Genomic DNA, 23,534 nt, shown 5'->3' on the forward strand with positions numbered 1-23,534 from the left:
CCTTTGCCGACGGCGCGGGACGCGCGCGCCGACCGCCCGCGCGTGCGGCGGCACCCGTCCGCCCATCCCGCGCCCGGACCCGCCCTGGTGCCGGGCGCCGGACGCCCGCGGCCATCTCACTCCCCGCCCTGCCCTGGGCCTGCGCCCGCCGCCCGGCATACCGTCTCCCCGTGACCACCGAGCAGCAGCGCACCACCCTGTCCCCCGCCACGATCGCCGTCGCGGCCGGCCGCCCTGCCCACGCCCAGGGCGCTCCCGTGAACCCGCCTGTGGTGCTGACCAGCACCTACGTCTCGACGGGCGTGCCGGGCCCGGAGATGCTGTACGCCCGGTACAACACCGAGACCTGGCTGCCGCTGGAGGAGGCCGTCGGCCGGCTCGAGCAGGCCGAGCTGCCGGCCCTGGTGTTCTCCTCGGGCATGGCCGCCATCGACGCCGTCCTGCGGCTCGCGGCGCCCGGCACCGCGATCGTCGCGCCGCGGCACGCGTATCTGGCCACCCTCACCGCCGCCCACGAGCTCGCCGGCCGGGAGGGCGGGGCCGTGCGCGAGGTGGACATCGCCGACACCGACGCCGTCGCCGCCGCCCTCGCCCCGGCGGGCGAGCCGCGGGCCAGCGTGCTGTGGATCGAGTCTCCGACCAACCCCATGCTCGAGGTCGCCGACGTCCCCGCCGTGGCCGCCGCCGCCCGCGCCGCCGGCGTGCTGACGGTCGTGGACAACACCTTCGCGACCCCGCTGGGGCAGCGGCCGCTGAGCCAGGGCGCCGACGTCGTCGTGCACTCGGTGACCAAGTACCTCGCCGGCCACTCCGACGTCGTGCTGGGGGCCGCGGTGACCTCCGACCCGGAGCTCCGCGCCCGGCTGCACGCCCGCCGCACCACCGGCGGCGCCATCGCCGGCCCGTGGGAGGCCTGGCTGGCGCTGCGCGGGCTGCGGACCCTCGCCCTGCGGGTGGAGCGTTCGCAGGCCTCGGCGCTCGAGCTGGCCACGCGGCTGGCCGGGCACCCGCTCGTCGCGGAGGTCCAGCACCCCGGGCTGCCCACGCACCCCCAGCACGCCCGCGCCGCCGAGACGATGGACGGCTTCGGGTCGATCATCACGCTGCGCCCGCGCGGCGGCGCCGAGGCAGCCGACGCGCTCACCCGCGCCGTGCGCGTCTGGGTGCCCGCCACCAGCCTGGGCGGGGTGGAGTCCAGCCTGGAGCGGCGCCGCCGGCTGCCCGCCGAGGCGGCCACCGTGCCCGAGGACCTGCTGCGGCTGAGCGTGGGCATCGAGGACGTCGAGGACCTCTGGACGGACCTGGACCAGGCGCTGCACGCGTCCGTGCCGGCGTCCTGACGGCCGGCGCACCGCGGGCCCGCGCGCTGGTCACAGATCGGCATCACTGCGGCCCGGCGGCGCGGCGCCGCCCGCGGGCGGCCCTAGGGTGAGCCCGACGGAGACCCACGAGGGCTGGAGGAGCCATGAGGATGTCCAAAGCGGCGGCGGTCGGTGCCGCCGGGCTGGTGCTGACCCTGGCCGCGTGCTCCTCCCCCGAGACACCGGCCGAGGAGACCACGGCGGCGGCGGAGGAGACCACCGAGGCCCCCGGGACCCCCGAGCCGACCGCCACGGGCGACGACGGGCCCGGCGACGACGACGCGACCGCCGCGCCTCCCGCCGAGGAGACCGACGAGCCGGCCGATGCGTCGTTCGGCACCGCCCCGGTCACCTCCGCCGGCTGGCCGGGCTCGGGCGGCGACCTGCTCCCCGTCGGCGTGCGCGTGGGCACCCACCAGGGCTACGAGCGGGTGGTGTTCGACCTCGAGGGTTCCGACACACCCACGTACAGCGTGCGCTACGTCGACGAGGCCGTGCAGGAGGGCAAGGGCGACGTCGTGGACGTCGAGGGGAACGCCACCCTGGAGGTCGTCATCACAGGGTTCCGCTACCCCGAGCCGTCGGAGGCCGACAGGCTCGCACAGGGCTCCTACGGCGCCGAGGCGGCCGCGGAGGTCGACGAGGTCCTGGTCTCCGGGATCTTCGAGGGCCAGAACCAGGCCTTCATCGGCCTCGAGGAGCAGGTCCCGTTCCGCGTCTTCACCCTGACCGGCCCCACCCGCGTCGTCGTGGACGTGCAGTCCACCGAGGGCTGACCACCCCCGAGTCGCGGGCGGCGCGTGGGCTCAGTCGAGCTTGAAGCCGACCTTGAGCAGCACCTGGAAGTAACCGACCTTGCCCTCGTCGATCACGCCGCGGACCTCGTGGACCTCGAACCAGTCCAGGCCGTGGAGGCTCTGGCTGGCCTTGTCCAGGGCGTTGCGGATGGCCTGGTCCACGCCCTCGGGCGACGTGCCGACGATCTCGGTGACCTTGTAGGTGCTGCTGGACATCGCGGTTCCTCCTCGTAGCCGGTGAGCCACGAGTGTTCCGCCGAGCCCGGGATCGGGCAACCGGTGAGGTCGGGCTCCTGCCCCCAGCCGGCACCGGCGCCGCTCCCGCGGCCCGGCCGGCGCCCGCCGCCGGGGCAGGGCGGGCCGGTCAGGCCCGCTCGTGCTTGAGCGGGCGGGAGAGCAGCATGGACGTCATCTCTCCCACGTCCAGGCCCTCGTGCAGCACCGCGACGACCGCCTCGGTGATCGGCATGTCCACCCCGTGCCGCTTTGCCAGCTCCAGCACCGAGCGGCAGGACTTCACGCCCTCGGCGGTCCCGCCGGTCAGCGCGATGGCCTCCTCCAGGCCCCGCCCGGCGCCAATGTGCGCGCCCAGGGTGTGGTTGCGCGAGAGCGGCGAGGCGCACGTGGCCACCAGGTCGCCCATGCCGGCCAGCCCGGCGAACGTGGCCGGCTGGGCGCCCAGGGCGGCGCCGAGCCGGGCGGTCTCCGCCAGCCCGCGGGTGATGAGCAGCGCCTTGGTGTTGTCGCCGTACCCGCGGCCCTGCGCCATGCCGATGGCCAGGGCGATGATGTTCTTCACCGCGCCGCCCAGCTCGGCACCGATGACGTCGGTGAGCGTGTACGGGCGGAAGTAGCTCGCGGCGCACGCCCGGGCCACGAGCCCGGCGACGGCCGGGTCCTCGGCGGCGACCACCGCGCCGGCCGGCTGGTGCGCCGCGATCTCCTTGGCGAGGTTGGGCCCGGAGACGACGGCGACCCGCTCGGGGCGCACACGCAGCGTCTCGGCGAGCACCTGGCTCATGCGCTGGTCGGTGCCGAGCTCGACGCCCTTCATGAGCGAGACGACCACGACGTCCTCGGCCAGCGTGCCGGCGAGTGGCGCGAGCACGGCCCGCACGGACTGCGAGGGCAGGGCCACGACGACGACCCGCGCCCCGGTCACCGCCGCGGCCAGGTCCGTGGTCGCCCCGACGGCGGCCGGCAGGTCCACCCCGGGCAGGTTGCGGGAGTTGCGGTGGTGCTCCCGGATCTCCTCGACGACCTCGCCGCTGCGGCCCCACATGAGCACGTCGCACCCGGCGTCGGCCATGACCGCGGCGAAGGTGGTGCCCCACGCGCCGGTGCCCAGCATGGCGGCGCGCAGCCGCCCGCCCGTGTTCACGTCCGTCTCGCTCACCGGCGTCCTCTCCGCGTCCATGCCGCGCGGCGGGCCGCGCGGGCGCTCTTCGTCGCGGCGCGGGCCGCCTTCCGCACCGCCTTGGCCTGGTCGTGCGCGGCGCGCGGGTCGCCGTCGCGCCGGACGTCGTAGGGCCGTGCCGGCGGTTCCTCGCCGCGGATCTCGGCCAGCTGGGCGGTGATCGCGGCCATGATCCGGTCGGTCGCCTCCCGCAGCGTGTCGGCGTCGGCGCCCCGCTCGTACAGGTCGTCGAGGTCCACCGGCGGGCCGGCAACCACGGTCACGGGCTTGCGCGGGAAGGGCCGGAACCTGGCGGTGTAGGGCGGCAGCACCAGGTGGGCGCCCCACTGCGCGATGGGGACGACGGGCACGCGGGTGCGCAGCGCGAGACGTGCCACGCCGGTCTTGCCGGTCATCGGCCACATGTCCGGGTCCCGCGTCAGCGTGCCCTCCGGGAAGACCACCACCCCCTCGCCCTCGGCGAGGGCCGCCTCCGCGGCGACGAGCGCGTCGGCGGCCCGCGCCGTGCCCCGGTAGACCGGGATCTGGTCCGCGGCCTGCAGCAGCTTGCCGATCACGGGCACCGCGAACAGCGAGGACTTGGCGAGGAACTTCGGGGGGACGCCGTTGTCGTAGAGGAAGTGCGCGAAGGTCAGCGGGTCGAGGTTGGAGACGTGGTTGCCGACCGCGATGAACCCGCCCTCGGGGAGGTGCTCGGCGCCGCGCCAGGTGGGGCGGGTGATCAGCCGCAGCGGGGGCCTGACGATCATGGCGAGAAGGCGGTAGACCCGCGACTGCTTCCGTGGCTGCACCCGGGTGATGGTAGTCGTCGGCCAGGGGCGGGACCTGCGGCCCTCAGGCGCTGACGACGGAGGTGAGCTCGACAAGGCCGACGAGGTTGCCCTCGCTGTCACGGACGAACGCGTGCCCCTCCTGCGTGCCCGCCGGGCCGAGGGCGTCACCGGCGTGCTGCGCAAGCTGTACCAGTCCACTCCTCCGCCGTGGTCCGGGAGCCGTCTCGGTGCCGAGGCTCGTCCGGGCGTCATGGCGGACAGGCCACCGCAGCTACCTCGCGCGCTCGTACAGGCCGCGGACGTAGGCGGCCTGCCCCAGGTGCTGGAGGCCGTCGGCGACGATGCTCACCAGCCGCACCCCCAGGGACACGGGCGGGTCCCACCGCTCGTCGACGATCCGGTCCAGGTCCTCGTCCGCCAGCGTCGAGAGGAACTCCAGGGTGCGCCGCTGGACGTCCTCGAGGTAGCCGCGCAGGTCCTCGGCGCTCGCGCGCACCGCCGCGACCTCCTCGCTGGTCTGCCCGTAGCCGGTCGCGGCGTCGTCGAAGGGCAGGTCGAAGCGGTCGGACCAGCCGTCCGCCAGCCACGCCTCGTCGGCGTCCGCCACCTCTGCCACCTGCGCGTCCTGGCTGCGGGCGACGTGCCAGACGATCCAGGCGATCGAGTTCGCCTCGGCGTCCGGGCGGGCGGTCAGGCCGGTGGGGTCGAGCCCGTCCAGCACCCGGTAGATCCCGTCCGGCACGCGGGAATAGGCCTCGATCAGCAGCTCGGCGGTGTTCATGGGCTCAGTGTGGCGGTGCCACCGGGGCGGCGCACAGGATCTGCGCGGCGTCGGGCGGCATCCCGCCGCCCGACGCGGGGTCAGGCCGCCGCGACCTTTCGCTCACCCGCGGTCACGCGGGCGCCGAGGGCCTCGAGCTTGTCCATGAAGTTCTCGTAGCCGCGGTTGATGATGTCGATGCCGCGCACCCGTGAGGTGCCCTCGGCGGTGAGCGCCGCGATGAGGTGGGAGAAGCCGCCGCGCAGGTCGGGCACCTCGATCTCTGCTGCCTTCAGCGGCGTGGGGCCGGAGACGACCGCCGAGTGGTAGAAGTTCCGCTGGCCGAAGCGGCACTCCAGCCCGCCGAGGCACTCGCGGTAGATCTGGATGGTCGCGCCCATGCCGCGCAGCGCGTCGGTGAAGCCGAACCGGTTCTCGTAGACGGTCTCGTGGACGATCGACAGGCCGGTCGCCTGGGTCAGCGCGACGACCAGCGGCTGCTGCCAGTCGGTCATGAAGCCGGGGTGCACGTCCGTCTCCAGGACGATCGAGCTGAGGTCGCCGCCCGGGTGCCAGAACCGGATGCCGTCGTCGCGGACGTCGAACGCGCCGCCCACCTTCCGGAAGGTGTTGAGGAAGGTCATCATGTCCTGCTGCGACGCGCCGCGGACAAAGATGTCGCCGCGGGTAGCCAGCGCCGCCGAGGCCCACGAGCCGGCCTCGATGCGGTCGGAGAGCGCGGTGTGCCGGAAGCCGGTGAGCCGGTCCACGCCCTCGATGCGGATGGTGCGGTCCGTGTCGACCGAGATGATCGCGCCCATCTTCTGCAGCACCGCGATCAGGTCGGTGATCTCCGGCTCGATGGCCGCGTTGGACAGCTCGGTCAGGCCGCTGGCGCGCACCGCCGTCAGCAGGGTCTGCTCGGTGGCGCCCACGCTGGGGTAGGGCAGGTGGATCTTCGTGCCGGTCAGGCCGCGCGGCGCGGTGATGTGGATGCCCTGCACCCGCTTGTCCACCACGGCACCGAACTTGCGCAGGATGTCCAGGTGGTAGTCGATCGGCCGGTCACCGATGCGGCAGCCGCCCAGGTCGGGGATGAACGCCTCGCCGAGCCGGTGCAGCAGCGGCCCGCAGAACAGGATCGGGATGCGGCTGGACCCGGCGTAGGCGTCGATGTCCGCCACGTGCGCGGACTCGACGTTGCTCGGGTCCAGCGCGATGACGCCGGCCTCGGGGTCGCGCTCGACGGTGACGCCGTGGAGGCGCAGCAGGTCCGAGACCACCTCGACGTCGCGGATCTCGGGGACGTTGCGCAGCTCGGAGGGCTCTTCACCCAGGAGGGAGGCGACCATCGCCTTGGAGACGAAGTTCTTGGCGCCACGCACGGTGATCTCACCCTGCAGCGGCGCACCACCCTCGACCGTCAGGAGCCCGCTCATACACACCTCACCGGCCCCCGCGGGGCCTTGGATTCGTGGCGGACCGGAATGGACCGCGATCGTCAGGATACGTGGGAGGCGCTCGGCCCCGGCACCCCGGCGGCGTGTCACCTCCGACACACGGCCTCGGAGCCGCGGCCTCCTGTCTCCGGGTGCTCGGGCGGCCCCCGTCGGCCGCCTTGTGCACGCATCCTCACGCCGTTCCCGCTCCGCCGCACGCCGATCCACGGCGTGTCGCGAAGGTCGTCTTTAGGGCCCACCGCGAGCGGGCGGATGGACGGCCCGGCCCACGACGGCGAGCCCGGCCGACCACGGCGAGCCTGGGCGGACGACGGCGAGCCTGGGTCGACGACGGCGAGCCCGGGCGGACGACGGCGAGCCCGGGCGGACCACGGCGAGCCTGGGCCGACGACGGCGAGCCCGGGCGGACGACGGCGAGCCCGGGCGGACGACGGCGAGCCCGGGCGGACGACGGCGAGCCCGGGCGGACGACGGCGAGCCCGGCTACCGCCCGGAATGCCCTAGCTGCCCGTCCGGAGCGGGAACGGGCAGCTCGGGCATTCTCGTGGGGGCTTCCGCCCAACACGGACGGCCGCGCTGGAGCTCGCGCCCCGGCGTCCGGCGAAGAGTGCCGAGAAGGCCCTAACTGGGCGTCTGTGAGCCAGACGCCGAGTTAGGGCATTCTCGGCGGTTCTGTGCGGCACGGTCACGCGTCCCAGCCGCGCCCGGTCTGCGCCGCGCGCCTGAGGAGCGCGACCGACCGGCCAGTCGCGCCGCTCGGGCGCGACCGGGCACGTCAGGCGAGCGGCGCGTCCTCGTGCGCCGGCACGCCGCCGGTGGCCTCGCCCACGGGCCGCGCCGCCATGACGTGCACGGGCGGCAGGTGCTTGGCGGGCAGGGTCTTGGGCCGCCACGCCGCCCGCTGCTGCTCGAAGGCGGTGATGTCGGCCTCGTTCTGCAGGGTCAGGCCGATGTCGTCGAGGCCCTCCAGCAGCCGCCAGCGGGTGTAGTCGTCGATCTGGAAGCTGCAGCGGAAGTCGCCGGCCACCACGGTGCGCTCGGCCAGGTCGACGGCCACCTCGGTGCCCGGCGCGGTCTCGAGGACCTTCCACAGCATCTCGGCGTCCTCCTGGCTGATGACGCCCGCCACCAGCCCCTGCTTGCCGGCGTTGCCGCGGAAGATGTCGGCGAACTTGGGCGAGAGCACCACCCGGAAGCCGTAGTCCTTCAGCGCCCACACGGCGTGCTCGCGGGAGGAGCCGGTGCCGAAGTCGGGGCCGGCCACCAGGACGGACCCGGCGGAGTAGGCCGGCTGGTTGAGGACGAAGTCCGGGTCCGCGCGCCAGGCGGCGAACAGGGCGTCCTCGAAGCCCGTGCGGGTGACCCGCTTGAGGTAGACGGCCGGGATGATCTGGTCGGTGTCGACGTTGCTGCGCCGCAGCGGGACGCCGACGCCGGTGTGCTGGGTGAACTTCTCCATCGGTCTCTCCTGCTCAGGCGTTGACGGGCTGGGCGGCGGGCTCGAGGTCCGCGGGGGCGGACAGCGTGCCGCGGATCGCGGTGGCCGCGGCGACCAGCGGCGAGACGAGGTGGGTGCGCCCGCCCTTGCCCTGGCGTCCCTCGAAGTTGCGGTTGGACGTCGACGCCGCGCGCTCCCCCGGCTTGAGCTGGTCGGGGTTCATGCCCAGGCACATCGAGCAGCCGGCGTTGCGCCACTCGGCACCGAAGTCGAGGAAGACCTTGTCCAGGCCCTCGGACTCGGCCTGCAGGCGCACCCGCGCCGAGCCGGGGACCACCAGCACCCGGACGTCGTCGGCCTTCTTGCGGCCCTTGATGACGTCCGCGACGGCGCGCAGGTCCTCGATGCGGCCGTTGGTGCACGACCCGATGAACACGGTGTCGACGTGGATGTCCCTGAGCGGGGTGCCGGGGGTCAGGGCCATGTACTCCAGCGCCCGCTCGGCGGCCTTGCGGGCGGACTCGTCGGCGATGTCGACGGGGTCCGGCACCGCGGCGGAGAGCGGCAGGCCCTGGCCGGGGTTGGTGCCCCAGGTGACGAAGGGCTCGAGCGAGTCGGCGTCCAGGTCCACCTCGGCGTCGAAGACGGCGTCGTCATCCGAGCGCAGGGTCCGCCAGTACTCCACCGCGGCGTCCCAGTCGGCGCCCTCGGGGGCGTGCGGGCGGCCCTTGATGTACTCGAAGGTCGTCTCATCCGGGGCGATCATGCCGGCGCGGGCCCCGGCCTCGATGGACATGTTGCAGATCGTCATCCGCGCCTCCATGGAGAGGTCGCGGATGGCCTCGCCGCGGTACTCCAGGACGTAGCCCTGGCCGCCGCCGGTGCCGATCTTGGCGATGATCGCCAGGATGATGTCCTTGGCGGTGGTGCCCGGGCGCAGCTTGCCGTTGACGTTGATCGCCATGGTCTTGAACGGCGCCAGCGGGAGGGTCTGGGTGGCCAGCACGTGCTCGACCTCGGAGGTGCCGATGCCGAAGGCCAGCGCCCCGAACGCGCCGTGCGTGGAGGTGTGGGAGTCGCCGCACACCACCGTCAGGCCCGGCATCGTCAGCCCCAGCTGGGGGCCGACCACGTGCACGATGCCCTGGTCGGCGTCGCCGAGAGAGTGCAGGCGGACGCCGAACTCCTTGGCGTTGCTGCGCAGAGTCTCGAGCTGGGTGCGACTGGTCCGGTCGGCGACGGGCCGGTCGATGTTCAGCGTCGGGGTGTTGTGGTCTTCCGTCGCGATCGTCAGGTCCGGGCGGCGGACCTTCCGGCCGGCGAGGCGGAGCCCCTCGAAGGCCTGCGGGCTGGTCACCTCGTGGACGAGGTGCAGGTCGATGTACAGCAGGTCCGGCGCGCCGTCCGCGCCCTTGCGCACCACGTGCGCGTCCCAGACCTTCTCGGCCAGCGTTCCGCTCATCGCGTTCTCTCTTCCGTCGACAGGCCCGTCGGGGCCGCGCTGCAGGGCCACTTGCAATCTCACTCACTGAGATGCGAATATCGCTCCATGGACAACTCTAGCGGAGTCGGCGTCCTTGACAAGGCCGCCACGGTTCTCGGTGCGCTGGAGGCCGGGCCGGCCACCCTTGCCCAGCTCGTCAGCGCCACGCACCTCGCACGCCCGACGGCGCACCGCCTCGCCGTCGCGCTCGAGCACCACCGTCTCGTCGCCCGCGACATGCAGGGACGGTTCATCCTCGGCCCGCGCCTGGCCGAGCTCGCCTCGGCAGCCGGCGAGGACCGGCTCCTCGCCGCCGCCGGCCCCGTGCTGACGGCGCTGCGCGACCACACCAACGAGAGCGCGCAGCTCTACCGGCGCCAGGGCGACCAGCGCATCTGCGTCGCTGCCGCCGAGCGCCCGATGGGCCTGCGGGACTCCATCCCGGTCGGGGCCACCCTCAGCATGCTGGCCGGCTCCGCCGCCCAGGTGCTTCTCGCGTGGGAGGAGCCCGACCGCCTGCACCGCGGGCTCCACGGCGCGAACTTCACCGCCACCATGCTCAGCGCCGTGCGCCGGCGCGGCTGGGCCCAGTCGGTCGGCGAGCGGGAGCCGGGCGTCGCGTCCATCTCCGCCCCCGTGCGCGGGCCGTCCGGCCGGGTGCTCGCCGCGGTGTCCGTCTCCGGCCCCATCGAGCGCATGGGCCGGCAGCCGGGGCGGCTCCACGCCCCCGCCGTCGTGGCCGCGGCCAACCGGCTGACCGAGGTGCTCAAGCGCACCGAGGAGGGCTGACCGCCCCGGGCGGTGCGCACGCGAGAAGGGGCCGCCGGCTGCATGCCGGCGGCCCCTTCGCTCACCGTCCGTCCTCGTCCCCGGGGACGCAGAAGGCCCCGCACCGAGGTGCGGGGCCTTCGTCGTCGGTACCCCCAGCCGGATTCGAACCGGCGCCGCCGCCGTGAGAGGGCGGTGTCCTAGGCCACTAAACGATGGGGGCCTGCGTTGTTCTGTTGCCGTCACCGCGAGGCGACTCGGAAGAGATTACCAGAGCCGCCCCGGGGCTTCGACCCGGGGACGTCCGCTGGAGCTGTGAGGTCACCCACAGCCCAGCCGGACGGCGAGGGGCGCCGGTGACGTACGAGCGGCCAGGACACGCAGATACGCGCCGGACACGCAGGAGGGCCCCGCACCGGAGTGCGGGGCCCTCGTGGTCGTACCCCCAGCCGGATTCGAACCGGCGCCGCCGCCGTGAGAGGGCGGTGTCCTAGGCCACTAAACGATGGGGGCGTGCTCGGCACCTTCGGTGCCTCCGGACCGCGCTGGGCGGGCCGTTCGCTGGGGTACCAGGACTCGAACCTAGACTAACTGAACCAGAATCAGTCGTGCTGCCAATTACACCATACCCCAAGGGGGTATGACCTCCGCTGCTCGCTCTCGCGGCCCGGACGCCGTACCGGGGAGAGACGTTACCCGAGCAGGCACGGGCGGACCAAACCCGGAAGGTCGTTCGTGACTGACCTCACGGCGCCGGTGCGGGCCGTGTCCGGGGGCGAACCAGATCGCTCTGGCGCCCCGGGGATCGGGTCCGCGACGGGCGCGCCAGCTCGCTGTGTGGAGATCCGTCAGGCATCGCCTGACAGATCCTCCACTGGGCGAGCGGCGCGCTCGGCCGGCCGCCCCAATATCCGACGGCATTAGCGGATAAGTTCGCGGTGACGATCCTGTGAGGTGACCATGTCCTGCTCCCGCCGCGCACGGCCGGGCCCCGGCGTCCTCCAGCTGGAGGACGCGGCGACGTCCTGCGTCGTCCAGCTCACCCACTCCCGCACCCCGGCCGGCACGGACGACCGCGCCGCGACGGAGCAGGCGCTCGACGCCAGCGTGGCCGCCCTCGGAGAGGCGGCGGAGACGTTCCGTCAGGACGCGACCATCACCACCGGGGCCGGCGCCATGGCGGCCCGGGCCGCCGCCGTGACCGTGCCCGCGGGCCCGCAGCGCGCCGAGGTCCGCATGGTGCTGCGCTCGAGCACAGCCGACCGGGTCCTGGTCGGGCTCGTCCACATCTGCCCGGACGGGAGCCTCGACGAGGATGCGTGGACGGCGTTCGTCGAGGGCACCACACTCCGCGGCACGCGCGCCACGGGCTTCTGACGGCGCCGCGCGCCCGCCGCCGGGGCCGAGTCCCGGCACGCGCCCGCCACGAGAACGGCGCGACTCCCCGCCCGTGCGGGCGGGGAGTCGCGAGCGAGGAGTCCGGTGCGCCGGTCAGGCCTCGGGCTGGCCGTCCAGCTGGACGCGCAGCGCCCGCAGGCGGGCCAGCGTTGACTCGCGGCCCAGGATCTCCATGGACTCGAACAGCGGCGGGGAGACCCGCCGGCCGGTGACCGCCGTGCGCAGCGGCGCGAAGGCGAACTTCGGCTTGATGCCCATGCCGTCCACGATCGCCGCGCGCAGCGCCTGCTCGGTGGCCTCGGCCCCGAAGCCGTCCAGGTTTTCCAGCGCCGCAACCGAGGCGTCGAGCACGTCGGCGGCCTCGGGGCGCAGCGCCTTGCGGGCGTCGTCCTCGATGGTCACGTCGGCGTCGTCGCGGAAGAGGAAGCCGAGCATGCCGGGCGCCTCCCCCAGCAGCGTCATGCGCTCCTGGACCAGCGGGGCGGCGGCGTCGAGGATCTCCCGCTCCCGCTCCGTCAGCCCGGCGTAGGCGTCGGCCTTGACGAGCTCCGCGGCGCGCAGGTACGGCACGAGCCGGTCGCGGAAGTCCTCCGGCGCGAGGAGGCGCAGGTGGGTGGCGTTGATGGCCTCGGCCTTCTTCAGGTCGAAGCGGGCCGGGTTGGGGTTGACGTCGTGCACGTCGAAGGCGGCGACCATCTCCTCCTTGGAGAAGATGTCGTTGTCCGGCGAGATGCCCCAGCCGAGCAGCGCCAGGTAGTTCAGCAGCCCCTCGGGGGTGAACCCGCGCTCGCGGTGGAGGAAGAGGTTGGACTGCGGGTCGCGCTTGGACAGCTTCCTGTTGCCCTCCCCCATCACGTACGGCAGGTGCCCGAACACCGGCATGACCTGGGCGATCCCCAGCTCGAGCAGCGCCTGGTAGAGCACCACCTGCCGCGGGGTGGACGAGAGCAGGTCCTCGCCGCGCAGCACGTGGGTGATGCCCATGAGGGCGTCGTCGACGGGGTTGGTGAGGGTGTACAGCGGGAAGCCGTTGGCCCGCACGATGACGAAGTCGGGCACCGAGCCCGCCTTGAACGTCACGTCCCCGCGGACCACGTCGGTGAAGGTCACGTCGGTCTCGGGCATGCGCACCCGCAGCACCGGCTCCCGTCCCTCGGCGCGGAACGCCGCCTTCTGCTCGTCGGTGAGGTCGCGGTCGTAGCCGTCGTACCCCAGCTTGGGGTCGCGGCCGGCGGCGACGTGGCGCGCCTCGATCTCCTCCGGGGTGGAGAACGACTCGTAGGCGAGCCCCGCCTCGAGCAGCCGCGCCGCGACGTCGCGGTAGACGTCCATGCGCTCGGACTGGCGGTACGGGCCGTACGGGCCGCCGACCTCCACGCCCTCGTCCCAGTCCAGGCCGAGCCAGCGCAGCGCGTCGAGGAGCTGGTTGTAGCTCTCCTCGCTGTCGCGCTCGGGGTCGGTGTCCTCGATCCGGAAGACGAATGTGCCGCCCACGTGGCGGGCGTAGGCCCAGTTGAACAGGGCGGTGCGGATGAGCCCGACGTGCGGGGTGCCGGTGGGCGAGGGGCAGAACCGGACGCGGATGTCGGAGCCGGTGGGCGCGGCGGAGGCGGTGTTGTCGGTCATGATGCGCCCAGCCTAGGAGACTGCTGAACAATGCGTGTCCCTGCCCGGTCTTGGTGTGCGGTTCCGGAACGCTTGGGGCATGCAAGGTCGATCGAGAGATCAGCGGGATCTGTTCGACGCGGAGTCGATGGCCGGTGAGCTGCTTGAGCCGGGCAGCGTGTACGCGTTCTTGGCCGAGCACCGGCTGGCGTTGTTCCCGGAGGAGTTGTTCGCGGACCTGTTCCGCTCGGCGCGCGGGCGCCCGTCGGTGCCGGCGGACGTGGTCGCCACGGTGCTGGTGCTGCAGACGCTGAACGGGCTGTCGGACCGGGAGGCGGCCGAGGCGGTCACGTTCGACCTGCGGTGGAAGGCGGCGTGCGGTCTGCCGGTGCAGGCGCCGGCGTTCCATCCGACCACGCTGACGTACTGGCGCCGCCGCCTCGCCGCGAGCCGGCGGCCGTACCGGATCTTCGAGGCCGTGAACGCGGTGGTTTTGGAGACCGGGATCCTGACGGGCAAGACCCGGCGGGCGCTGGACTCCACGGTGCTGGAGGACGCGGTCGCCACTCAGGACACCGTGACCCAGCTGATCGCCGCGATCCGCCGGGTCGCCCGCGAGGTCACCGGCGGCAAGAAGGCGGTCGCGGCGCACTGCACCCGGCACGACTACAGCTCGCCGGGTAAGCCGCGGATCGCCTGGGACGACCCGGCCGCCCGGGACGAGCTCGTCTCGGCGTTGGTCACCGATGCGCTGGCGCTGCTGGACCACCTCGACGTCGATGCGCTGCCCGAGGACCAGGCGCAGGTCGTGGCGCTGCTGGCGGTGGTCGCGGGTCAGGACGTCGAGCCCGCCGAGGGCAGCGACGGCACGGACGGGCGCTGGCGCATCGCCCGCAAGGTGGCCTACGACCGGGTCATCTCCACCGTCGACCCGCAGACCCGGCACGCCCACAAGACCGTCCATCAGCGCCGTGACGGGTTCAAGGCCCACGTCGTGGTCGAGCCGGCCACCGGGCTGATCACCACCACCAAGTTGACCAAGGCCGCCGGGGCCGAGTCCGCCGACGGCGCGGTCGGCATCGACCTGCTCGCCACCGACACCACCCTGAACCCCGAGACCACCGAGAGCACCGCGAGCCCGGAGAACCCCGAGAGCGCCGCGAACCCCGAGGCCGCGCAGGCCGGCGAGGCGCCCGTCGTCGCGCAGGTCCCGGTCGAGGTCCTCGCCGACTCCGCCTACGGCACCGGCGAGGCGCTGGCCGCCCTGGAGGCGGCCGGGCACACGGCGATCATCAAGCCCTGGCCGTTGCGCCCGGCCATCCCGGGCGGGTTCACGCTCGAGGACTTCACCGTCGACCCGGCCGCCGGCACCGTGACCTGCCCGAACGGGCTGACCCGGAAGATCAGCCCCAAGAACCGCGTGACGTTCGGGGCCGGCTGCCGCGGCTGCCCGCTCCGGGCGCGCTGCACCACCTCGACCAGAGGCCGCCAGCTCGACCTGCACCCCCACGACGCGCTCCAGCGCGCCCACCGCGCCCGGGCCCAGCAGCCCGAGTTCCAGCAGACCTACCGCACCTGGCGGCCGATGGTCGAACGCTCCATCGCCTGGCTCACCCGCGGCAACCGCAAGGTCCGCTACCGCGGGATCGCCAAGAACGACCACTGGCTCCACCACCGCGCCGCCGCCATCAACCTCAAGCGGCTGCTCACCCTCGGCCTGCAGCGCACCGCCGGGGCCTGGGTGATGGCCACGGCCTGACCGGCTGGGCCCTCGCCCCGGCCCGCACGGGCCCGCCAGGCGCATCATGAATCCGACGGGCAGGCCCGACCTCGACGTCCAGCCCAGCGCTGTGACCGCCGCGAGACGGCCCTGAGGCGACCTGCCCGCGCACGCTTCTGCTCACGCGGGTACAACAACGCCGTCTTGTTCAGCAGTCTCCTAGTCGGGGCCGGTCCCGCGCTACCGTCGGGGGACGGCCCCGCGGCCCCGCGGCCTCGCGGCCACCGGACCGCACCAGGAGGCACCACCGTGACCGACGTCGCCCCGTCCCCCACGGCCGCGGAGCTCGACGCCATCTCCGTCCAGCAGCTGCGCGCCGCGGGCGGGGTCAAGTGGACCGCGTACCCCGGCACGATCGGGGCGTTCGTCGCCGAGATGGACTTCGGCTTCCCGCCGCGGGTGGCCGAGGTGCTCGAGGCCGCGCTCCGCTCCCGCTCGCTCGGCTACCTGCCGCCCGTCGAGCACCGGGCCCTGCAGGAGGCCACCGTGGCGTGGGTCGACCGCACCTCCGGCTGGCGGGTGCCCGCCGACCGCGTCCACCCGGTGCCCGACGTGCTCACCGCGCTGCGGGAGACCATCCGCCGCTTCACCGCGCCGGGCTCGGCCGTCATCGTGCCCACGCCGGCGTACATGCCGTTCCTGACCGTGCCGGGGGCGGCCGACCGCGAGGTGGTGCAGGTGCCGAGCCGGGTCGACGCGGACGGCCGGTACACCCTCGACCTCGGCGCCGTCGACGCGGCCTTCGCCGCCGGCGCCGGGCTGCTCGTGCTGTGCAACCCGTGGAACCCGGTGGGGCGCGTGCTCACCCGCGAGGAGCTGCTCGCCGTCGCCGACGTCGTCGAGCGCCACGGGGGACGGGTCTTCGCGGACGAGATCCACGCGCCGCTGGTGCTCGACGACGTCCCCCACGTGCCGTACGCATCGCTCGACGCGCGCACGGCCGGGCACACCGTCACGGCCCTGGCGGCGTCGAAGGGCTGGAACGTCCCGGGCCTGAAGTGCGCGCAGATGATCCTGTCCGGCGACGCCGACGCCGCGGCCTTCGCGCCCTACGCGGCCGACCTGGCCACCACGGTCGGGCTGCTGGGTGCCCGGGCCGCCACCACCGTCTACACCGACGACGGCGGCTGGCTCGCCGGCGTCGTGGACTACCTGCGCGGCAGCAGGGACCAGCTGGAGGCGCTCGTGGCCGAGCACCTGCCCGGGGCGGTGCTCAGCCGCCTCGAGGGCACCTACATCGCGTGGCTGGACTGCCGCGGGCTCGGCCTGCCGGGACCGGCCGCGGCGTTCTTCCGGCGCGAGGCGGGCGTCGGGCTGACGGACGGCAACGCCTGCGGCGCGGGCGGTGAGGGCTTCATCCGCATGGTCATGGCGACCCCGCGGCCCATCCTGCGGCGGGCGGTGGAGCAGATGGGCGCGGCGGTGGCGCGCCTGCGCACCACCGCGGGCTGAGCGCAGCCGCACTTCCGCCGCGGGCTGAGCGCTGCAACGCGCGCGCCGCTGCCGTGGGCTGAGCGCCGGCGGCCGCGCGCCGCGCGAGCGCCGCCTCGGCGCCGTCAGTCCCGGCGCACCACCGGGTTCGACATGGCGCCGATGCCCTCGACCTCGACCTCCACGCGCTGGCCCACGTCGATCGGCCCGACCCCGGCGGGGGTGCCGGTGAGGATCACGTCGCCGGGCAGCAGGGTGAAGATCCCGGAGACATAGCTGATGAGCTCGGGCACCGACCGGATGAGCTGGCTGGTGCGCCCGTCCTGCCGGAGCTCGCCGTCCACGCGCGCCCGCACCGCCAGGTCCGCGACGTCCAGGTCCAGGGCCAGGTAGGGCCCGAGCGGGCAGGAGGTGTCGAACGCCTTTCCCCGCGTCCACTGCAGGTCGGAGTTCTGCACGTCCCGCGCGGTGACGTCGTTGGCGACCGTGTAGCCGAAGATGACCTGCTCGGCCTTCTCCACGGGCACGTACTTGCACATCCGGGAGATCACGACGGCGAGCTCGGCCTCGTGGTGCACCTCGTGGGAGTACGGCGGCAGCACGATGGGGTCGTCCGGGCCGATGACGGAGGTGTTCGGCTTGAGGAACACCACGGGCTCGTCGGGCACCTCGTTGCCCAGCTCGACGGCGTGCTCGGCGTAGTTGCGGCCGATGCCGATGACCTTCGAGCGCGGGATGACCGGCGAGAGGAGCCGGACCTCGTCGACCTTGACGCGCCGGCCGCTGGTGGACAGGTCGCCGTAGATGGGGTCGCCCTTGAGGACGACGAGCTCGTCGGTCTCCTCGTCGAGGACTCCGTAGTGGGGGTTCTCCCCCGTCGTGAACCGTGCGATGCGCATGCGCCCCACCCTACGGCGCGCGCGACGGGCCGCCGCCGGGCGGCCGCCCTCCCCGCCTACCCTGGACGGCATGACCACCGCCGTCCTCGCCGCCACCGTGCTGCCCGCGGCCGGCTGGCGCGCCCGCGAGGCGGCGCACGAGGCGCGCGCCGACGCGCTCACCGCCGCCCACCGCGAGCGGCGGGCGCGGCACGAGAAGCACCCGATCGAGGACTTCCTCTACGAGTACTACGGCCTGCGGCCCGCCCGGCTGCGCCGCTGGCAGCCGGGGGTGGGCGTGGCGCTCGAGGGGGCGCCCGAGCGAGCCGCGTGGCGCTGGCACCGCGAGCTCGGCGACGACGGGGGCGCCGTCGGGCTCGACGCCCGTGCCTTCCTCGCCGACCGGGGCGAGGGCGTGCGATGGCTGCACGAGCTGCTGCGCCGGACCGCGGGGCGCCCGGCGCACCTCGGCTGCCTCGGGCTGCACGAGTGGGCCATGGTCTACCGGCAGGAGGAGCACCGCCATCCCCTGCCGCTGCGCCTGGGCCAGCGCGGCACCGACGCGGTGGTGGAGGCGCACCCCGTCCGGTGCACCCACTTCGACGCGTTCCGGTTCTTCACCCCGGCCGCCCGGCCCCTCAACCGGCTGCAGCCGGAACGCGCCACGCAGCTGGGGATGGAGCAGCCGGGCTGCCTCCACGCCAACATGGACCTGCTCAAGACCGCGCTGAAGCTCGGCCCCGCCGTCCCCGGCGGGCTGCTGCTCGACTGCTTCGAGCTCGCCCGGGACATCCGGGTCCTGGACATGCGCGCCTCCCCCTACGACGTCACGGCCCTCGGGCACACCCCGGTGGCGATCGAGACGGCTCCCGGCCGCGCCGAGTACGTCGCGCAGCAGCGGCGCTTCGCTGAGCGCGCCGAGCCGCTGCGCGCCCGGCTGCTGGCGGTGACGACGGCCCTGCTGGGGGCGGCCTGACGAGCCGCTGTGCGCCCGGCTGCCGGCGGTGACGACGGCCCTGCTGGGGCCGGCGGACGCGGCCTGACGAAGCGTTACCGTTTCGCCGCCTTCGCGCCGTTCCGGCGCCCCCGACGCGCGCGTACCCTCGGGTCCGTGGGCGCCGTCAGGCTTCCCACCAGCGCTTTCGTCGCGACGGGCCGCCGGCCCGCTCCGCCTCGCGCACCGCCGTCGATGCGCACCCCCGAGCCGGTGCCCGGCCACCGCCGGCTCGTCGTCCCCGGCCGCCCGCCCAGGGCGCCGCCCCCGGCGGGGTACAGCAAGGAGACCGCGATGAGGCGTGTCGTGAAGCTGATGCTGGCGCTGGTCCTCGGCCTGGCGCTCTTCGTCCCCCTCGCGGGCGCTGCGCAGGCGCAGCCGTACTGCGGGATCCGCTGGGGCTCGCTCGCGAAGGTCGACCAGGACTACAGCAGCGCACAGCTGGTGAACGTCCGCGCCGGGCGCCACACCTGCTTCGACCGGCTGGTGCTCGACGTGCGCGGCGACGTCACCGGCTACAACGTCCGGTACGTGACGCAGGTGACCGAGGACGGCTCCGGCCGTGCGGTGCCGCTGCGCGGCGGCGCCCGCCTGGCCGTCATCGCCCACGTCCCCGCCTACGACGACAACGGCAACGCCACGTACTCGCCGGGCAACCCCCGCGAGCTGGTCAACGTCTCCGGTTTCCGGACGTTCCGCCAGGTGGCGTGGGCGGGCAGCTTCGAGGGTCAGTCCACCGTGGGGCTGGGGGTCAGGGCGCGGCTGCCGTTCCGGGTCTTCATCCTCGACGGCCCCGGACAGAACTCGCGGCTGGTCGTCGACGTGGCGCACCGCTGGTGACCCGCCCCGCTGGTGCCGCGCCCCGCTGGTGACGCGCACCGCCAGGCGCCGGGCCCGGTAACGGTGCCGGGCCCGGTAACGGCGCCGGCCCGGTAACGGCGCCGGGCCCGGTGACGGCGCCGTCGCCGGGGTTCGGGGGGCACCGGGCCCGGTGAGGCCCGGTGAGGACGCCTGACCTGCCGCGCCGGCGCCGGCGGCCGCTCGGCCCGTGACCACGCCCGCCGGGCGGACACCTCCCGGACACCCGGCGGCGTTACCCTGCCGCCCGTGACCTCCACCCCCGGGCGGCTGGCCCGCCGCCTCGGCCTGCGCGACGCCGTCGTCATCGGCATGGGGTCGATGATCGGCGCGGGCGTCTTCGCCGTCTTCGGCCCCGCCGCGCAGGCCGCCGGGGCGGGGCTCCTGGCCGGCCTGGCGGTCGCTCTCGTCGTCGCGGCCTGCAACGCCACCTCGACGGCGCAGCTCGCGGCCGTCTACCCCTCCTCTGGCGGGACGTATGTGTACGGGCGGGAGCGGCTCGGCCCGTGGTGGGGGTTCGCCGCCGGCTGGTGCTTCGTGATCGGCAAGACCGCCTCGGCCGCGGCGATGGCCACCACGTTCGCCGCCTACACCGTGCCCGGGCCGTGGCAGCGTCCCGCGGCCGTCGTCGCCGTCCTCGCGCTGACCGTGGTGGGCCGCCGCGGCGTGACCCGCACGGCCGCCGCGGCCCGGGTGATCGTCGCCGTCACGCTCCTCGCCCTGGCCGTGGCCGTCGCGGCCGCCCTGCTCGGCGCCGGCCCCGTCGGCCCCCCGGGGCCCGCGCCGGGGGACGTCGCCGCGCCGACGCCCCTGGGCGTGCTGCAGGCGGCCGGGCTGATCTTCTTCGCCTTCGCCGGGTACGCGCGCGTCGCCACCCTCGGCGAGGAGGTCCGCGACCCCGCCCGCACCATCCCCCGGGCCATCGTCACCTCCCTGGTCCTCGTCGCCGCCCTCTACGCCGCGGTGGCCCTGACCCTGCTCGCCGTGCTCGGACCGGCCCGGCTCGCGGCGGCGGACGCCCCGCTCGCCGACGCCGTCGCGGCGGGCTCGTGGGGCTGGGCGCTCCCCGTCGTCGGCGCCGGGGCGGCGGCCGCGTCCCTCGGCGCGCTGCTGGCGCTGCTCGCCGGGATCGGCCGCACCACACTGGCCATGGCCCGCGAGGGCGACCTGCCCCCCGCGCTGGCCGCCCTCCACCCGCGCTTCCGCACCCCGCACCACGCGGAGACGGTGGTCGGCGTCGTGGTCGCCGGCGCGGTGGCCGTGGCGGACCTGCGCGGGCTCATCGGCTTCAGCTCCGCCGGTGTGCTCCTGTACTACGCGATCGCCAACCTCGCCGCCCTCACCCAGCCGCGCGGGCAGCGCCGCTACCCGCGCGCCATGCAGGTGCTGGGCCTGGCCGGCTGCGTCGTCCTCGTCGCCACGCTGCCGGCCGCCGCCGTGCTCGCCGGCCTGGCGGTGCTCGCCGCGGGCCTGATGGGCCGAGCGGTGACGCGACGACGCGCGGGGCGGGGGCGGGCGCCTACGCTCTCGCCATGACCTCGCCCGCGCCGCAGTCCCGGCCCCAGGTGGGCCCGCGCCCCGGGCCCGTCCCGGCGCCGTCGCCGGCCGAGCCCACGGGGCGCCGCCCCCGCCTGGCGGGCATCGACATCGCGCGCGGCCTGGCCATCATGGGCATGTTCGTCGCGCACCTCGGCGACGAGGGGCCGGGCGGCGGGCACGACCCCGCGTGGTTCGTGCTCGCCGACGGCCGCTCGGCGTCGCTGTTCGCCCTCCTCGCCGGCGTCTCGCTGGCCCTGACCAGCGGCCGCGAGAAGCTCCCGGCCGGCCCCGCCCTGCGGCGCGCCCGCCTCGCGACGCTGGCGCGGGCGGCGGTGCTGCTGCCGCTGGGCTGGTTCCTCGTCGGCCTCGGCACGCCGGTGGCGATCATCCTGCCGGCCTACGCCGTGCTGTTCGTCCTCGCGCTGCCCTTCCTGGGGCTGCGGCGGCGCCGGCTGCTGCTGGGGGCCGCCGTCGCCGCCACCGTCTCCCCCGCCCTCGTGGCGCTCGTGACCACCCCGACAGTCGCGGGTCCGAGCCTGGCCTCCCGGCTCAGCGGCGTGGCGGACCCGGTCCACCTGCCGGGGGACGAGCTCGTCACCGGCTACTACCCGGCGCTGGTCTTCCTCGCCTACGTGCTGGCCGGCCTGGCGGTGGGCCGCACGGACCTCACGCGGCGCCGGACCCAGCTGGCGCTGGTGGGGGGCGGCGCCGCCCTCGCGGCGGCGGCGTGGGGCACCTCCCGCCTGGCGCTGGACGCCGCCGGCCCGTCCGCCTCGCCCCTGGTCCGCCAGCTGCTGAGCGGGGAGGCGCACTCCGACGCCACCCTGGAGGTGCTGGGCAACATCGGCACCGCGCTCGCGGTGATCGGGCTGTGCCTGCTGCTCACCCGGCCGGGCGCCGCGGGCCGCGCCGCCGGGGCCGTGCTCAGCCCGGTGGCGGCCGCCGGCGCGATGAGCCTGTCCGTCTACACCGGGCAGATCCTGGTGATCTTCGTCCTCGGCGACCAGGTGGTCTGGTCCCCGGTGTCGAACGCGGTGCTGGTGTGGTTCGTCGTGGTGGCCCTGGCCGCCGCCTGGACGTGGCGACGGTTCCTCGGCCGGGGCCCGCTCGAGCGGCTGCTGCACGCCGCGGCGACCGCCGCCGTGGGGCCGCGGCCCCACTGAGTTCTTCCCGGGGAGCAGCCCGGGCAACCGTCGGCCGCCGAGGCGATCGCCGCGCCCCTCCCGGTGAGTCCGGGGCGCGCCGGTGCTCCGGCGGCTGGCAAATCCCGGCCGGCTCGACCGGCGCGCGGTGAGCCCGGCGCCCTCACGGGGCCCTCAGCGCCGGGACGCCGTCGCCCAGACCTCTCCCGGCAGCTCGGCCGGCAGCGGCGCGGCGTCGCTGCGGAAGTGCGGGCCGTCCTCCACGGCCGGTGCCGTCGGTGCCGTCCTGACGCCGACGCGCTGCCGCTCGTAGTCCCGGAGCACCGCGGCGACCCAGGGCACCAGCATGACCAGGGCGACGAGGTTCAGGACGGTCATCAGTCCCGTGAAGATGTCCGACATCGACCACACGGTCGTCAGGGTCAGCACCGCGCCGAGGCCCACCGCCGCGACGGTGACGAGCTCCCACGTCTTCTGCACCCGCCCCCGGCCCCCGAGGTAGTCGAGGTTGACCTGGGCGTAGGTGTACGCGCCGAGGATGGAGGAGTAGGCGAAGACGAAGATGATGACCGTCATGGGCCACGCGGTCCAGCCCCCCAGGGACGCGGCCACGGCGTCCTGGGTGAGCGAGGCCCCGGCGGTCTCGGGCGTGACACCAGGGGTGTACACCGATGGCCCGGCCAGCAGGATGAGCAGGGCCGTCGCGGTGCAGATGATGATCGTGTCGATGAAGACGCCGAGGGCCTGGATCAGCCCTTGCTGCACGGGGTGCCCGACGGTCGCGGTGCCCGCGGCGTTGGGCGCGGTGCCCATGCCCGCTTCGTTGGAGAACAGCCCGCGCCGCACGCCGTTGAGGACGGCGGCGACGATGCCGCCCGCCGTGCCCGCCAGGGCGGGGTCCAGGCCGAAGGCGCCGCGGAAGATCTGCCCCAGGGCCGCCGGCACCTCGGGCAGGTTGAGGACGAGGACGACGGCCATGAGCAGCACGTACGCGGCGGCCATGATCGGGGCCAGGTACTCCGCCACCCGCGCCACCGACCGGATGCCGCCCAGGATCACCGGCGCGGTGAGCACCACGAGGACGACGGCGCTCCAGCCGGACGTGACCCCATGGCCGGCAAGCGTGCCGGAGATGGTGTTGGCCTGGACCATGATGACGCCGAACGTCATGGCCACCACGCAGAGCACGGCGAAGGCCGCCGCCATGCCCTTGGACCGCAGGCCGCGGCGGATGTAGTAGGCCGGGCCGCCCCGGAAGGTTCCGTCGGGCCACCGGACCTTGAACGTCTGCGCGAGCACCGCCTCGCAGAACGCCGTGGCCATGCCGACCAGGGCCACCATCCACATCCAGAAGATCGCCCCGGGACCGCCAAGGGTCAGGGCGATGGCCACGCCGGCGATGTTGCCGATGCCCACGCGGGCTGCGAGGGAGATGGCGAACGCCTGGAAGGAGCTGATGCCGCCCTCCGCGCCGCGCCTGGACCCGGCGACCGAGCGAAGCATCTCGGCGAAGTGGCGGACCTGCACCGCGCGCGTGCGGACCGTGAGGTAGATCCCTACGCCGACCAGCAGCGCGACGAGGATGGAGGCGTACAGCGCGTCGGAGATCGAGGTCAGCACCTCGTTGACGGCGGTGATGTTCACAGACTTCC

General features: G+C 74.6%; 20 protein-coding genes and 3 tRNA genes. 10 read left to right on the top strand and 13 right to left on the bottom strand.

The window, feature by feature from the left end; genetic code table 11:
• Positions 1 to 170 precede the first annotated feature (170 nt).
• Together ACF0H8_RS15475 and ACF0H8_RS15480 are read left to right on the top strand one after the other, a co-directional pair.
• Entirely contained in the window at positions 171 to 1,340 is a 1,170-nt protein-coding gene (locus ACF0H8_RS15475; RefSeq protein WP_395289784.1) for a trans-sulfuration enzyme family protein, read from the top strand.
• 125 nt (positions 1,341 to 1,465) lie between these two features.
• Positions 1,466 to 2,137 carry a hypothetical protein gene (locus ACF0H8_RS15480; protein WP_395289785.1) on the top strand — a complete coding sequence of 224 codons (672 nt, stop codon included), beginning with the start codon at positions 1,466 to 1,468 and terminating at the stop codon, positions 2,135 to 2,137.
• 30 nt (positions 2,138 to 2,167) lie between these two features.
• On the opposite strand, the gene ACF0H8_RS15485 is transcribed toward ACF0H8_RS15480, so the two are convergent.
• From ACF0H8_RS15485 to leuC, 7 genes are all read right to left on the bottom strand, one after another.
• Complete coding sequence (locus ACF0H8_RS15485; RefSeq protein WP_395289786.1) at positions 2,168 to 2,374, bottom strand: dodecin; 207 nt, start codon at positions 2,372 to 2,374, stop codon at positions 2,168 to 2,170.
• 148 nt (positions 2,375 to 2,522) lie between these two features.
• Complete coding sequence (locus ACF0H8_RS15490) at positions 2,523 to 3,575, bottom strand: NAD(P)H-dependent glycerol-3-phosphate dehydrogenase (RefSeq protein ID WP_395289787.1); 1,053 nt, start codon at positions 3,573 to 3,575, stop codon at positions 2,523 to 2,525.
• Positions 3,551 to 4,366, bottom strand: a complete 816-nt coding sequence (locus ACF0H8_RS15495; RefSeq protein ID WP_395289788.1) for a lysophospholipid acyltransferase family protein — start codon at positions 4,364 to 4,366, stop codon at positions 3,551 to 3,553. Before ACF0H8_RS15495 ends, ACF0H8_RS15490 begins: the two co-directional genes overlap by 25 nt.
• A 253-nt stretch (positions 4,367 to 4,619) precedes the next feature.
• Positions 4,620 to 5,129, bottom strand: a complete 510-nt coding sequence (locus tag ACF0H8_RS15500) for a DinB family protein (protein ID WP_395289789.1) — start codon at positions 5,127 to 5,129, stop codon at positions 4,620 to 4,622.
• An 80-nt stretch (positions 5,130 to 5,209) separates the two neighbouring features.
• Positions 5,210 to 6,547, bottom strand: a complete 1,338-nt coding sequence (murA, locus tag ACF0H8_RS15505) for a UDP-N-acetylglucosamine 1-carboxyvinyltransferase (protein WP_395289790.1) — start codon at positions 6,545 to 6,547, stop codon at positions 5,210 to 5,212.
• A 796-nt stretch (positions 6,548 to 7,343) separates the two neighbouring features.
• Positions 7,344 to 8,027, bottom strand: a complete 684-nt coding sequence (leuD, locus tag ACF0H8_RS15510; RefSeq protein WP_395289791.1) for a 3-isopropylmalate dehydratase small subunit — start codon at positions 8,025 to 8,027, stop codon at positions 7,344 to 7,346.
• 13 nt (positions 8,028 to 8,040) lie between these two features.
• Positions 8,041 to 9,468, bottom strand: a complete 1,428-nt coding sequence (gene leuC / locus ACF0H8_RS15515; RefSeq protein WP_395289792.1) for a 3-isopropylmalate dehydratase large subunit — start codon at positions 9,466 to 9,468, stop codon at positions 8,041 to 8,043.
• 87 nt (positions 9,469 to 9,555) lie between these two features.
• Between leuC and ACF0H8_RS15520 the strand changes: the two genes are divergently transcribed.
• Positions 9,556 to 10,278, top strand: a complete 723-nt coding sequence (locus ACF0H8_RS15520) for an IclR family transcriptional regulator (protein ID WP_395289793.1) — start codon at positions 9,556 to 9,558, stop codon at positions 10,276 to 10,278.
• Positions 10,279 to 10,407: 129 nt separating this feature from the next.
• Here ACF0H8_RS15520 and ACF0H8_RS15525 read toward each other — a convergent pair.
• The 3 genes from ACF0H8_RS15525 to ACF0H8_RS15535 all read right to left on the bottom strand — a co-directional run bounded on the left by ACF0H8_RS15525 (position 10,408) and on the right by ACF0H8_RS15535 (position 10,890).
• A tRNA-Glu gene (locus ACF0H8_RS15525) sits at positions 10,408 to 10,480 on the bottom strand.
• Between the two features lie 217 nt (positions 10,481 to 10,697).
• Positions 10,698 to 10,770, bottom strand: a tRNA-Glu gene (locus ACF0H8_RS15530).
• Positions 10,771 to 10,818: 48 nt separating this feature from the next.
• Positions 10,819 to 10,890, bottom strand: a tRNA-Gln gene (locus tag ACF0H8_RS15535).
• Between the two features lie 321 nt (positions 10,891 to 11,211).
• Between ACF0H8_RS15535 and ACF0H8_RS15540 the strand changes: the two genes are divergently transcribed.
• Positions 11,212 to 11,634 carry a hypothetical protein gene (locus tag ACF0H8_RS15540; protein WP_395289794.1) on the top strand — a complete coding sequence of 141 codons (423 nt, stop codon included), beginning with the start codon at positions 11,212 to 11,214 and terminating at the stop codon, positions 11,632 to 11,634.
• A 114-nt stretch (positions 11,635 to 11,748) separates the two neighbouring features.
• Here the strand turns inward: ACF0H8_RS15540 and gltX are convergent, their stop codons facing one another.
• Positions 11,749 to 13,281, bottom strand: coding sequence for a glutamate--tRNA ligase (gene gltX, locus ACF0H8_RS15545; protein ID WP_395289795.1), 1,533 nt, complete (start codon positions 13,279 to 13,281; stop codon positions 11,749 to 11,751).
• Between the two features lie 79 nt (positions 13,282 to 13,360).
• Here gltX and ACF0H8_RS15550 point away from each other — a divergent pair, with 79 nt between their 5' ends.
• On the top strand, positions 13,361 to 15,019 hold the full coding sequence (locus tag ACF0H8_RS15550) for a transposase (protein WP_395289796.1): 1,659 nt from the start codon (positions 13,361 to 13,363) through the stop codon (positions 15,017 to 15,019).
• A 270-nt stretch (positions 15,020 to 15,289) separates the two neighbouring features.
• Positions 15,290 to 16,492 (top strand): MalY/PatB family protein, encoded by a 1,203-nt coding sequence (locus ACF0H8_RS15555; RefSeq protein WP_395289797.1) that lies wholly within the window; start codon positions 15,290 to 15,292, stop codon positions 16,490 to 16,492.
• A gap of 104 nt (positions 16,493 to 16,596) precedes the next feature.
• Here the strand turns inward: ACF0H8_RS15555 and ACF0H8_RS15560 are convergent, their stop codons facing one another.
• Complete coding sequence (locus tag ACF0H8_RS15560) at positions 16,597 to 17,370, bottom strand: fumarylacetoacetate hydrolase family protein (protein ID WP_395289798.1); 774 nt, start codon at positions 17,368 to 17,370, stop codon at positions 16,597 to 16,599.
• Positions 17,371 to 17,440: 70 nt separating this feature from the next.
• On the opposite strand from ACF0H8_RS15560, the gene ACF0H8_RS15565 reads away from it, so the two are divergent.
• The 4 genes from ACF0H8_RS15565 to ACF0H8_RS15580 all read left to right on the top strand — a co-directional run bounded on the left by ACF0H8_RS15565 (position 17,441) and on the right by ACF0H8_RS15580 (position 21,903).
• Entirely contained in the window at positions 17,441 to 18,325 is an 885-nt protein-coding gene (locus ACF0H8_RS15565; RefSeq protein WP_395289799.1) for a 3-methyladenine DNA glycosylase, read from the top strand.
• Between the two features lie 312 nt (positions 18,326 to 18,637).
• Entirely contained in the window at positions 18,638 to 19,183 is a 546-nt protein-coding gene (locus ACF0H8_RS15570) for a hypothetical protein (RefSeq protein WP_395289800.1), read from the top strand.
• Between the two features lie 330 nt (positions 19,184 to 19,513).
• A complete protein-coding gene (locus tag ACF0H8_RS15575) occupies positions 19,514 to 20,737 on the top strand; it encodes an APC family permease (protein ID WP_395290905.1) in 1,224 nt (407 codons plus the stop codon).
• Complete coding sequence (locus ACF0H8_RS15580; protein WP_395289801.1) at positions 20,734 to 21,903, top strand: heparan-alpha-glucosaminide N-acetyltransferase domain-containing protein; 1,170 nt, start codon at positions 20,734 to 20,736, stop codon at positions 21,901 to 21,903. Before ACF0H8_RS15575 ends, ACF0H8_RS15580 begins: the two co-directional genes overlap by 4 nt.
• Positions 21,904 to 22,056: 153 nt before the next feature.
• Here the strand turns inward: ACF0H8_RS15580 and ACF0H8_RS15585 are convergent, their stop codons facing one another.
• Positions 22,057 to 23,526 carry an alanine/glycine:cation symporter family protein gene (locus ACF0H8_RS15585; RefSeq protein ID WP_395289802.1) on the bottom strand — a complete coding sequence of 490 codons (1,470 nt, stop codon included), beginning with the start codon at positions 23,524 to 23,526 and terminating at the stop codon, positions 22,057 to 22,059.
• Positions 23,527 to 23,534: the final 8 nt, after the last annotated feature.

Origin of the sequence: Georgenia sp. AZ-5 (assembly GCF_043952095.1) — a bacterium.
Classification (GTDB): domain Bacteria; phylum Actinomycetota; class Actinomycetes; order Actinomycetales; family Actinomycetaceae; genus Georgenia.

Coding starts and splice junctions, on each gene's coding strand:
- ACF0H8_RS15550 (WP_395289796.1), top strand. CDS start 13,361: ATGCAAGGTCGATCGAGAGATCAGCGGGATCTGTTCGACGCGGAGTCG.
- leuC (WP_395289792.1), bottom strand. CDS start 9,468: ATGAGCGGAACGCTGGCCGAGAAGGTCTGGGACGCGCACGTGGTGCGC.
- ACF0H8_RS15490 (WP_395289787.1), bottom strand. CDS start 3,575: ATGGACGCGGAGAGGACGCCGGTGAGCGAGACGGACGTGAACACGGGC.
- ACF0H8_RS15480 (WP_395289785.1), top strand. CDS start 1,466: ATGAGGATGTCCAAAGCGGCGGCGGTCGGTGCCGCCGGGCTGGTGCTG.
- murA (WP_395289790.1), bottom strand. CDS start 6,547: ATGAGCGGGCTCCTGACGGTCGAGGGTGGTGCGCCGCTGCAGGGTGAG.
- ACF0H8_RS15580 (WP_395289801.1), top strand. CDS start 20,734: ATGACCTCGCCCGCGCCGCAGTCCCGGCCCCAGGTGGGCCCGCGCCCC.
- ACF0H8_RS15570 (WP_395289800.1), top strand. CDS start 18,638: ATGAGGCGTGTCGTGAAGCTGATGCTGGCGCTGGTCCTCGGCCTGGCG.
- ACF0H8_RS15560 (WP_395289798.1), bottom strand. CDS start 17,370: ATGCGCATCGCACGGTTCACGACGGGGGAGAACCCCCACTACGGAGTC.
- ACF0H8_RS15485 (WP_395289786.1), bottom strand. CDS start 2,374: ATGTCCAGCAGCACCTACAAGGTCACCGAGATCGTCGGCACGTCGCCC.
- ACF0H8_RS15500 (WP_395289789.1), bottom strand. CDS start 5,129: ATGAACACCGCCGAGCTGCTGATCGAGGCCTATTCCCGCGTGCCGGAC.
- leuD (WP_395289791.1), bottom strand. CDS start 8,027: ATGGAGAAGTTCACCCAGCACACCGGCGTCGGCGTCCCGCTGCGGCGC.
- ACF0H8_RS15565 (WP_395289799.1), top strand. CDS start 17,441: ATGACCACCGCCGTCCTCGCCGCCACCGTGCTGCCCGCGGCCGGCTGG.
- gltX (WP_395289795.1), bottom strand. CDS start 13,281: ATGACCGACAACACCGCCTCCGCCGCGCCCACCGGCTCCGACATCCGC.
- ACF0H8_RS15520 (WP_395289793.1), top strand. CDS start 9,556: ATGGACAACTCTAGCGGAGTCGGCGTCCTTGACAAGGCCGCCACGGTT.
- ACF0H8_RS15575 (WP_395290905.1), top strand. CDS start 19,514: ATGGGGTCGATGATCGGCGCGGGCGTCTTCGCCGTCTTCGGCCCCGCC.